The sequence below is a fragment of the Chroococcidiopsis cubana SAG 39.79 genome (assembly GCF_003991895.1).
Classification (GTDB): Bacteria; Cyanobacteriota; Cyanobacteriia; order Cyanobacteriales; family Chroococcidiopsidaceae; genus Chroococcidiopsis; species Chroococcidiopsis thermalis.
The window spans coordinates 1-8,633 of sequence record NZ_RSCK01000155.1; the positions used below are offsets into that span (position 1 = coordinate 1).

Annotated in this window: 12 protein-coding genes and 1 pseudogene; 10 read left to right on the forward strand and 3 right to left on the reverse strand. The window is 46.2% G+C overall.

The window, feature by feature from the left end; genetic code table 11:
• The first annotated feature begins 126 nt into the window (after nt 1-126).
• From DSM107010_RS35440 to DSM107010_RS39090, 9 genes are all read left to right on the forward strand, one after another.
• Nucleotides 127-474: a sensor histidine kinase gene (locus tag DSM107010_RS35440; RefSeq protein ID WP_127025218.1), complete on the forward strand. Its 348-nt coding sequence runs from the start codon at nt 127-129 to the stop codon at nt 472-474.
• Nucleotides 475-489: 15 nt separating this feature from the next.
• On the forward strand, nt 490-930 hold the full coding sequence (locus DSM107010_RS35445; RefSeq protein ID WP_127025220.1) for a DUF29 domain-containing protein: 441 nt from the start codon (nt 490-492) through the stop codon (nt 928-930).
• Nucleotides 931-969: 39 nt separating this feature from the next.
• Complete coding sequence (locus DSM107010_RS35450; RefSeq protein WP_127025223.1) at nt 970-1,605, forward strand: response regulator transcription factor; 636 nt, start codon at nt 970-972, stop codon at nt 1,603-1,605.
• A gap of 138 nt (nt 1,606-1,743) precedes the next feature.
• On the forward strand, nt 1,744-2,628 hold the full coding sequence (locus DSM107010_RS35455; protein ID WP_127025225.1) for an aldo/keto reductase: 885 nt from the start codon (nt 1,744-1,746) through the stop codon (nt 2,626-2,628).
• 45 nt (nt 2,629-2,673) lie between these two features.
• On the forward strand, nt 2,674-3,234 hold the full coding sequence (locus DSM107010_RS35460) for a VOC family protein (protein ID WP_127025227.1): 561 nt from the start codon (nt 2,674-2,676) through the stop codon (nt 3,232-3,234).
• An 11-nt stretch (nt 3,235-3,245) separates the two neighbouring features.
• Entirely contained in the window at nt 3,246-4,421 is a 1,176-nt protein-coding gene (locus tag DSM107010_RS35465; RefSeq protein WP_199755975.1) for an L-dopachrome tautomerase-related protein, read from the forward strand.
• 26 nt (nt 4,422-4,447) lie between these two features.
• Entirely contained in the window at nt 4,448-5,470 is a 1,023-nt protein-coding gene (locus DSM107010_RS35470) for an aldo/keto reductase (RefSeq protein WP_106170347.1), read from the forward strand.
• Between the two features lie 104 nt (nt 5,471-5,574).
• Nucleotides 5,575-5,934: a hypothetical protein gene (locus tag DSM107010_RS35475; protein WP_106170344.1), complete on the forward strand. Its 360-nt coding sequence runs from the start codon at nt 5,575-5,577 to the stop codon at nt 5,932-5,934.
• A gap of 101 nt (nt 5,935-6,035) precedes the next feature.
• Nucleotides 6,036-6,203, forward strand: a complete 168-nt coding sequence (locus DSM107010_RS39090; RefSeq protein ID WP_158631954.1) for a hypothetical protein — start codon at nt 6,036-6,038, stop codon at nt 6,201-6,203.
• A gap of 133 nt (nt 6,204-6,336) precedes the next feature.
• On the opposite strand, the gene DSM107010_RS35480 is transcribed toward DSM107010_RS39090, so the two are convergent.
• A complete protein-coding gene (locus DSM107010_RS35480) occupies nt 6,337-7,221 on the reverse strand; it encodes a bifunctional DNA primase/polymerase (RefSeq protein ID WP_106170342.1) in 885 nt (294 codons plus the stop codon).
• Nucleotides 7,205-7,525 carry an excinuclease ABC subunit C gene (locus DSM107010_RS35485; protein ID WP_199755976.1) on the reverse strand — a complete coding sequence of 107 codons (321 nt, stop codon included), beginning with the start codon at nt 7,523-7,525 and terminating at the stop codon, nt 7,205-7,207. Before DSM107010_RS35485 ends, DSM107010_RS35480 begins: the two co-directional genes overlap by 17 nt.
• Before the next feature lie 54 nt (nt 7,526-7,579).
• Between DSM107010_RS35485 and DSM107010_RS39095 the strand changes: the two genes are divergently transcribed.
• Nucleotides 7,580-7,735, forward strand: coding sequence for a hypothetical protein (locus tag DSM107010_RS39095; protein WP_158631955.1), 156 nt, complete (start codon nt 7,580-7,582; stop codon nt 7,733-7,735).
• Nucleotides 7,736-7,799: 64 nt separating this feature from the next.
• On the opposite strand, the pseudogene DSM107010_RS35490 reads toward DSM107010_RS39095, so the two are convergent.
• A pseudogene (locus DSM107010_RS35490) lies at nt 7,800-8,564 on the reverse strand (IS982 family transposase); the annotation flags it as partial.
• Nucleotides 8,565-8,633: the final 69 nt, after the last annotated feature.

Sequence of the window (8,633 nt, forward strand, 5' to 3'; positions counted from 1 at the left end):
GTTTTTATATGTTACAAATATTGCCTGAAATCGTTGTAGGGCAAGGATTATACCTCATCACTACTTCCATATCACTACCTGGAATCGGACGATCTACCCAGTGCCTTGTATTACATCGTCGAGCAGATGTCTTGGAATACCGATGTAAAAATTACATTGCAGATCGACGGTACACCCCGCCCGATCCCTGTCAATGTTGAAATCAACTTGCTTCGCATCGGACAAGAAGCTTTGACTAACGCCGTGCGCCATGCCGATGCCCAAAATATTCGTCTCAATTTATTATTTGAACCCGAAGCAGTACATTTACAAATCCGCGACGACGGACGAGGCTTCCAGCCACAGGTGCAACTGACAAACAGTGGTTTTGGCTTAATTGGAATGCAGGAGCGATCGCGACAGATTGGCGGACAGCTTAGACTAGTAAGCAGCATCGGACGGGGAACCGAAGCGATCGTTACCGTGCCAGTTTAAGGGGAGAATAGCAATATGGTCGAAATCACTCATTCACGTAGCTACGAACAAGACCTGATGGCATGGTACGAAGATACGATCGCCAAGCTGAAAACTGGAAACTTTAACGACATCAACATCGATAAATTAGTTGAGGAGATCGAAGGGTTGGCAGGACGCGATCGCCGTGAATTAAAAAGTCGTTTGAGAGTGCTACTTGCCCATTTACTCAAACGAGTGTATGTTAACTCTCCTGATGACTATCGAGACTGGGAAATAACGATCCGAGAGCAACGCCAGCAACTTCTAGACTTGTTAGAACAATCCCCCAGCCTGCGAAATTACTTTGCCGAAATCTTGCCTAGATGCTGGAACGACGCACGGATAGAAATAAAAGAAGACTATCCGCAGACTGAGTTACCTAACAAATGGATCTTCGGCGAGATCGATGCGCTACTGAGCGAGAAATTTTGGTAATTTGCAAAAACTAACTTTGCTGCTTTGCTATTGATGGCGATGATATCCGTAAACCCGATCCAAATCCTAATTGCTGAAGATCATGCAGTTGTCCGCCAGGGAATTGCGGCAATTATCAGCGACGAACCGGATATGAACGCGATCGCTCAAGCACGAGACGGACAGCAAGCGATCGATCTCTACCGTCTACATCAACCCGATGTGGTGCTGATGGATTTGCAAATGCCCAAAGTTGATGGAGTCACCGCGATCGCCTCCATTAAAGCCGAATTTCCCAATGCTTGTCTGCTCGTCCTCACCACCTACGACGGTGACGAAGATATCTATCGCGGTTTACAAGCAGGCGCGAGGGGCTATTTACTCAAAGATGCGACTGCCGAAGAACTGCTCGATGCCATCCGTGTCGTGCATCAAGGACGCAAATACATTCCGCCACAAGTCGCAGCCAAGTTAGCCGAGCGATTCAATAATACTGAATTGACCGAGCGGGAAATCGAGGTACTTCAGCTTTTGGTTCTGGGTAAAAGCAATTTAGAAATTGGTAATATGCTCGGCATTACCGAGCGCACGGCTAAGTTTCACGTCAATAATATTTTGCACAAACTAGGGGTAAGCGATCGCACTCAAGCAGTGATTCATGCGCTCAAGCGCGGATTGGCGCGGCTAGATACCTAAATCGAGCGATCCTGTCCTTAAGATCGGGTTTTAATCTGTCCGATCTGTCGTTTCTCTGGATTGATTATGTTGCGTAATATAAACATGTCTGGGTAATGCACGTCCGACCTACCTCCGAGCGGGTTTACAGGTGTCACGATGAATAAAATTTCCATGCCTGCCAATACCTTTGCGATCGCTTCAGATTTAGCTGTAAATCGTATCGGTTACGGTGCAATGCGATTGACAGGACAACCAGGTAATTTTGGTGCTTATCCAGATTGGGATGGTGGTAAGCAGCTTTTGCAAAGGGCTGTAGAATTGGGTGTCAACTTCATCGACACCGCTGAGGCTTACGGTCCTGGTTTTAACGAAGAATTAATCGCCGATGCGCTGTATCCTTATCCTGAAAATTTAGTCATTGCAACTAAAGGTGGGATTAACAAGCCAGCACCAGATCGGATTCAAACTGATGGTCGTCCCGAAAATTTGCGACGGGGATGCGAAGCGAGTTTACAGCGCCTCAAAATCGAGCAAATTGCCTTATACCAACTACATCGACCAGATCCAAACGTACCATTTCTAGAATCCGTGGGAATGTTGGCGACATTACAGCAAGAGGGAAAAATTCGCCACGTTGGGCTATCGAATGTCACAATTGACCAACTGCAAGCAGCAGGAGAGATAACTGCGATCGCTTCAGTACAAAATCGTTTTAGTATTAGCGATCGCACCAATGAAGATTTATTTAATTACTGTACAAAACACAATATTGCTTTTATTCCCTACGGATCGCTTGGCGCACATCCCCTCAAGCGCGGCGCACCCCTAGCTAATGCATCAGGAATTTTGGCTGAAATTGCCCATCGTCACGGTGTAAAACCAAATCAAATTGCTTTGGCATGGTTATTGCATCGTGCGCCCAATATTATTCTTATCCCAGGTACGACAACGATCGCTCATCTGGAAGAAAATCTTGCTGCTAACTCAATCGATTTATTAACAGACGAAGTTGAAACTTTGAACCAGATGGCATTAGCTTGAACTTGACTTAATTAAAGGGTTGCCATATAAGCTGAGTAAAAAAATATGCTCAAAGAACGAGTTTTCCTTAAAATTTTGATCGTATTCACACTCGCTCTTATTGCCACCGTTGGCTGCACGTTCCTCCTTCCAGCTACTAACTATCTCCCATCTCTTTTAGCACAAACTCAACCGTTATCGTTACAAGTCGAACATATCATGTTGCGCGTTCCTAACTTTGAGGAAACAACGCAATGGTATAAAGATAAATTTGGTTTTAAAGAGGTAATTCGCTGGCAAGAACCATCGCTTCCAAGTGTGGATTTAGCTTATTTAGAATTAAATGGTTTTCGATTAGAAATACTCGGTGGAGGTGAAGCAGAACAAGCAATTGCACGACCCAAAGATGTACCGGAACATACGCGCTATCAAGGTTACAGACATTTGTGTTTTCGCACTCCCGATGTAGATGCAACCCTTGCACAACTCAATAAACGTGGCGTACCTACTTTTGCAGCCGCTTACGATTACGCACCAATTCAACGCCGTTTGGCTTTTATTTTAGATAACAACGGCAACGCGATTGAACTTTCGGGACCAATGAAAGATAAGGCATCACGTAACTAAAAGTAGAATTTATGCAAGTTTATGGAATGTCGATTCTCTTAGTAGCGATCGCGCTACTATCTGGCAGTCAAATTGATGCTAATGCCACACCTCAAAATTATCTAGCTCAGTCTACCTCTACAAAACAACCTCAGCGAGGAACTCTCGAAGTCGTGGCAGAATTACCCCTTCGACCCTGGAACCATGCCGTGACTGGCGACGGGCGAATTTTTGCTACCGTCGTGCGTAGCGATCGCGAACAACCTGCACTAATTGAAATTACCGGACGTAATAGTTATAAACCTTTCCCCGATGCCTCTTGGAATGCCACTTTTGGTAGCAGTCCCAACGTTCTCAATCGTCCTCAAGGAATTCAAATCGACGAGCAAAATCGGCTTTGGGTCATCGACCAAGGATCGTGGCAGATTATGCCCGATAAAGGTAGACTGCCGCTACCCGACCAGCCGCCAAAACTAGTAGCATTCGATCTCAATACGGGGAAGTTAGTGTATCGCTTGAATTTGAGTCGAGATGCAGCCCCCGTTCCTAACTCTTTACCCCAAGATCTCGCAGTAGACGAACGCAATGGGTTTGTCTATTTAGCCGATAGCCAATCTCCTGCAATTATTGCCATCAATTTGCAGCAGAAAACCGCTCGTCGCTTTACAGCCCATCCTTCCCTACAACCGGAAAATATCGATTTAGTTGTAGAAGGCAAGGTGCTGAGTCGCCCAGACGATACAGGTAAACTGACTCCAGCACGGATCGGCATCAACCCGATCTCGCTATCTGCCGATCGCGAAACGCTGTTCTACGGCGCGATGACGGGTAAGAGTTTGTGGTCGGTTCCAACCAAACTATTTCGAGATGGAGTTGAGGATAAGGCGATCGCTGCTGCTATCAGACGAGTAGGAGCCAAACCCGTATCTGACGGCATTTCTACTGATACTCAAGGCAACCACTACATCACGAATTTAGCAGAAAACGCCATTAGCGTTCTCACATCCAATGGGAAGTTGAGTCAGTTAGTACAAGACGATCGCTTGATTTGGTCTGATTCACTCAGTTTTGGCGAACTCAGTTGGTTGTACGTCGCTGTCATTCAGTTAAACCGCAGCCTGCTACTCAATCCTAAAACTGATGTTGGCAAGCCACCATATCTTATCGTGCGAGTTTGGACGGGAACTCAAGGCATTCCTGGACGCTAGTAAGTCAAAAGTTAAAAGGAAAAATTATGGAAATGCGATTGTTAGGCAAATCCGGTTTAAAAGTATCCGCTCTCAGTTTTGGTACGATGACTTTTGGCGGTGGCGATTTCTTCGAGCATATGGGTGCAACCCAAGTCGATGAAGCTAGAAGATTAATTGATGTCTGCATTGATGTAGGTGTAAATCTATTCGATACGGCTGATGTTTACTCTCAAGGCAAATCAGAAGTCATTCTCGGACAGGCAATCGGCAAGCGACGAGATGATGTCTTAATTGCTACTAAAGCCTTTGCACGCATGGGAGAAGGCGCAAATGACGTTGGACTCTCGCGACATCATTTAATTCGTGCTTGTGAAGCCAGTTTACGGCGATTGGGGACGGATTACATCGATTTGTATCAAGTGCATGGTTTCGATGCCCTAACTCCACTAGAAGAGACGTTAAGGGCATTAGATGACCTCGTTCGTAGTGGCAAAGTCCGCTATATTGGCTGTTCTAACTACTCCGGCTGGCATTTAATGAAAGCTTTGTGCGTCTCGGAGCGCATTGGATTAGAACGCTACGTATCGCAACAGAATTATTATTCTCTAGTCGGCAGAGAGATAGAGTACGAGCTGATACCCTTGGGACTCGACCAAAATGTAGGAATTATAGTCTGGAGTCCATTGGCGTTTGGCTTTTTAACAGGGAAATATCGTCGCGGACAACCAGAACCGGAAGAAACTCGTCGTGCCAAGCTAGGTGATGTGGGAACCTTGGATTTAGAAAAAGGCTACGACATTGTAGAGACTTTAGATGAGATTGCCCGCGATCGCCATGTAACTATTCCTCAAGTTGCCCTCAATTGGCTGCTGCGTCAACCTGGGATTTCATCTGTCATCATCGGCGCACGTAACGAGCAGCAATTACAAGATAATCTCGGTGCGGCAACTTGGGAACTCACGCCAGATGAGGTCAAAAGGCTAAACGAAGTGAGTGCAGTTCCGCCAATTTATCCCTACTGGCATCAACGCAAATACGGGAGCGAGCGCAATCCCCCGATCGGGTAAGCCACGTTCGAGTTTACTTTACCTCTCCACCGCAGTTTCGCAAACCTAAATTTTGACTGTTGAACGATTAAACCAAATTCATCCACTGTTGAGGAATACATCCCATGAACTGCTTAATACCCAGTGGGTTAGCTTTCTTACTGCTAACAGTTACTCCCCTGAGCGTGCAAGCACAGACAAGGACGATAAGTCGAGTTAATTCCACAAATACTAGAGTATCTGATTCATTTCAAGCGACACCTTTCCAGCTCGTATTTTTAGCTTATCGCGGTCACTTTCGCGATCGGGGTATCCCCAGTTACGATGCATTTTTGAGTGCTTACGGGCAGGGGAAAATCAGTGAAGCAGATATTGTTTCTGTTGGCATCGAAGCCAAACGAGTTTCAACCGAGACGATGACAGATAAAAGATATCTCAGGGCTGTCAAGAGCTATCTCGATAGCTTGGTAGCTGGACGTAGTTGAAAATTACTAAGAGTACTATTAGCAACTGTATAGAGGTCTGAGCTTGATGCCGTAGTTAAGGTCGCGCACAATAGATAATCTTTCGTCGTTTAAGACTGCCTTTGACTGCCAAGCGTCAAGCACTTTTAGACGAACTGTTAGTGCGCGATCGTTCTCTTAGCTGTATGCCTTTAACTTGGCTGCGACGCAGTGCCAAGAGCAATTCACCTGCTGCTATTTGTAACGCACTCCAACCTGCCTGTTTGCAACAACAAAGAGTAACCGATTAAGATACATCACAATCAATCCTAACTACCTTACATTATTGGCATAGATAGCTTAGAGATAGACATAGCGTAAAGTGCTTACACTCAGAAGTATGTCACTAAAAATACTTTGCTAAAAGCAGAGATGTTAACGATTTTATGCTGCTGGCGTTTGAGAAGAATCTTTGTTAGCTAGATAGTACAAGGTGTTGATGCTAATTCTAGTTGGGTTGAATGTAGCCCATTTAGAGGCACACTCTCCTGGTTTGTATTTACTCGATCGCCTGCTCCAGTCATCCCACAGGGGTAGTAGTGCTGGCGAATGAGAGTACAGTGCCATTCCTACCCGTATCCACTCGTGGTAGTCATCGGCACGACAGGGATGAAGCCGTGACAGCAGAGCAGTAACTCGATTAAGCTGGGAAGGAGACATGGAAAAGCGCGATTCGTTTCCTCGATCGCAATGTTTGGAGGCTATCGAGCGCGAACGCTGGTTAGATGACGAGTGCGATTGCCTCGCCATCAGCCCAACTAACCAATCTGGAGCTATTGCGATCGCGATCTCGTTAGGGGAATGACCTGGTAGCCACTGATAGGGCTGCTTCGTTAAGGGATGAATTGAAGGTGGTAGTACCGAGATCATGCTAGTCCAACGCAATTCCAGCCCTACATTTAGTTTGCGAGACTCAATCGATGGTGCGATAGTTGATGGTACTCTGAGTAGATACTGACAGCGCCCTGGTCTGCCCGATGTAAAAGTAGCTGTCTGAGGCAGTCGTTTACCTCGTGCAAGAGCTACCAATGCAGTACCAGCGGCATCACCATCTTGGTCAACTGCTAGAACGCAATCGTCCTGATCGATAGGTGTGCCAGTCAATAGTCCGAAGCCCGTGCAGGGATGTCCGGTTTCTATCCACTCAATCAGTTGTGCCGGAGAGTAGGGGTGCTTGTTCCACCCCTTACCGATCGGTTGCTTACCGCGAACGGGAACTAATTTCCAGTCGGGAGGGAGCGATCTTAGCTCTTTAATTAGCAAGCGCATGATTCTCCCCTGAGAAGCTAATAAGCTGACTGCGTAATAGCGAACGCGATTTGTTGCAAATCGGACAAAAGCGCCGACTGTTTTTTTGCTGTTTTAACTTTTGCTCCAACGAGCGATCTCCTTTCCAGACTTCAGCAACCCTGAAGCTAATGCCCCGCTCGAAAGCCACTTGGCAGAAGCGAGATCCTTTGCCTCTCCTGTGAGCGCGAATACGTTCGTCTAAGTCTGATGTCCAACCTAAGTAGTGCTGTGCGGGACGGGATGGGTTAATTGGCTTTTTGAAATGCAGCAGATAAACTGTCATGGCAAGCGAGAATTGAGCCGATCGCTTGCCACATCTGCGTAAGCAGGTAGTTTTATGGCTTATCTAGACTTGCTGCTAGCAATACCTGTTTTGGGTTTTGCTCCGTTTTCGCTGGTATTCGTCACGCTCTCATTGCTTGACATATTTACAGCAGCGACCGTAGGCATCATCTCATCTGCGAAAGCAGGTGGTTCGGTTTCTTTACCCTGATGCTTGGTAGAGGGGAACTCAGTCAAAATGTACTCCGCGCCCATTTCTTTAACGTCAGTTCGGGTTAAGCAGCAGGGAGAAAAAAGCCATCTAAACGCAGAGAGGGTTTCTTAGGCTGATGGCAATAAGCAATCAAACCACAAACCAAATTGACCAGGAAATTGAGCGGGCTACGATGGCGAGAATGCTCGATTTGAGAAATATTCTTTAACTGGTCAATAATAGTTTCGACGATGGCACGTTTACGGGAGAGTAGCTTGTCCATCAATGGCATCAATCGATTACGCATATTGCGCCGTGGTTTGGTAAGCAACTGAATTCCGCACTCGCGTAACAATCGCTCAAACAATGTCTGAGAAATATAGCCCTTATCAGCCACCACCTTACCAAACAAGCGCCGCAGTAGCTTGAACACTGGTCGTCGCTCATCGGTATTTCCTGGTGTCAGCGTCATGTTCAACAACTCTCCACAATCGTTGAAGACCAAGTGCAACTTGAAGCCAAAAAACCAATCTACGGAAGTTTTTCCACGGGAAGCTAAATTAGCAAATACCCGATGCTGCTGAATTCGACGATTGTGGCAAACGCGCACACTCGTAGAGTCCATCAACGAAATACCACTACAACGCCCAAAGCAACTGTACAAATAAACGCTCAAAGGCAACAATGTCGATGGTATCCACTCCACAAAGCGATTGTAGCTCACTAGCCTGGGAAACTCTTTGTGCCAATGCAAGCTAACTTGCTGAACGTAAAAGGCTTTGAAGTTACGATAATGCGATTGGTGGAAGGCAATCAGGATTGTCATGATTTCGCTAAGGATCGTGGATTAAATAACCTGTAATTCTGGCTGAGCAGTGTAATTCCACTGAGGCAAGAATTCATCAAAGACAATTTT

Bases quoted from the DNA above. Each gene is read 5' to 3' on its own strand.
- DSM107010_RS39095 (WP_158631955.1), top strand. From the start codon at position 7,580: ATGGCTTATCTAGACTTGCTGCTAGCAATACCTGTTTTGGGTTTTGCT.
- DSM107010_RS35470 (WP_106170347.1), top strand. From the start codon at position 4,448: ATGGAAATGCGATTGTTAGGCAAATCCGGTTTAAAAGTATCCGCTCTC.
- DSM107010_RS35485 (WP_199755976.1), bottom strand. From the start codon at position 7,525: ATGACAGTTTATCTGCTGCATTTCAAAAAGCCAATTAACCCATCCCGT.
- DSM107010_RS35440 (WP_127025218.1), top strand. From the start codon at position 127: ATGTCTTGGAATACCGATGTAAAAATTACATTGCAGATCGACGGTACA.
- DSM107010_RS35460 (WP_127025227.1), top strand. From the start codon at position 2,674: ATGCTCAAAGAACGAGTTTTCCTTAAAATTTTGATCGTATTCACACTC.
- DSM107010_RS35450 (WP_127025223.1), top strand. From the start codon at position 970: ATGATATCCGTAAACCCGATCCAAATCCTAATTGCTGAAGATCATGCA.
- DSM107010_RS35480 (WP_106170342.1), bottom strand. From the start codon at position 7,221: ATGCGCTTGCTAATTAAAGAGCTAAGATCGCTCCCTCCCGACTGGAAA.
- DSM107010_RS35475 (WP_106170344.1), top strand. From the start codon at position 5,575: ATGAACTGCTTAATACCCAGTGGGTTAGCTTTCTTACTGCTAACAGTT.
- DSM107010_RS35465 (WP_199755975.1), top strand. From the start codon at position 3,246: ATGCAAGTTTATGGAATGTCGATTCTCTTAGTAGCGATCGCGCTACTA.
- DSM107010_RS35445 (WP_127025220.1), top strand. From the start codon at position 490: ATGGTCGAAATCACTCATTCACGTAGCTACGAACAAGACCTGATGGCA.
- DSM107010_RS35455 (WP_127025225.1), top strand. From the start codon at position 1,744: ATGAATAAAATTTCCATGCCTGCCAATACCTTTGCGATCGCTTCAGAT.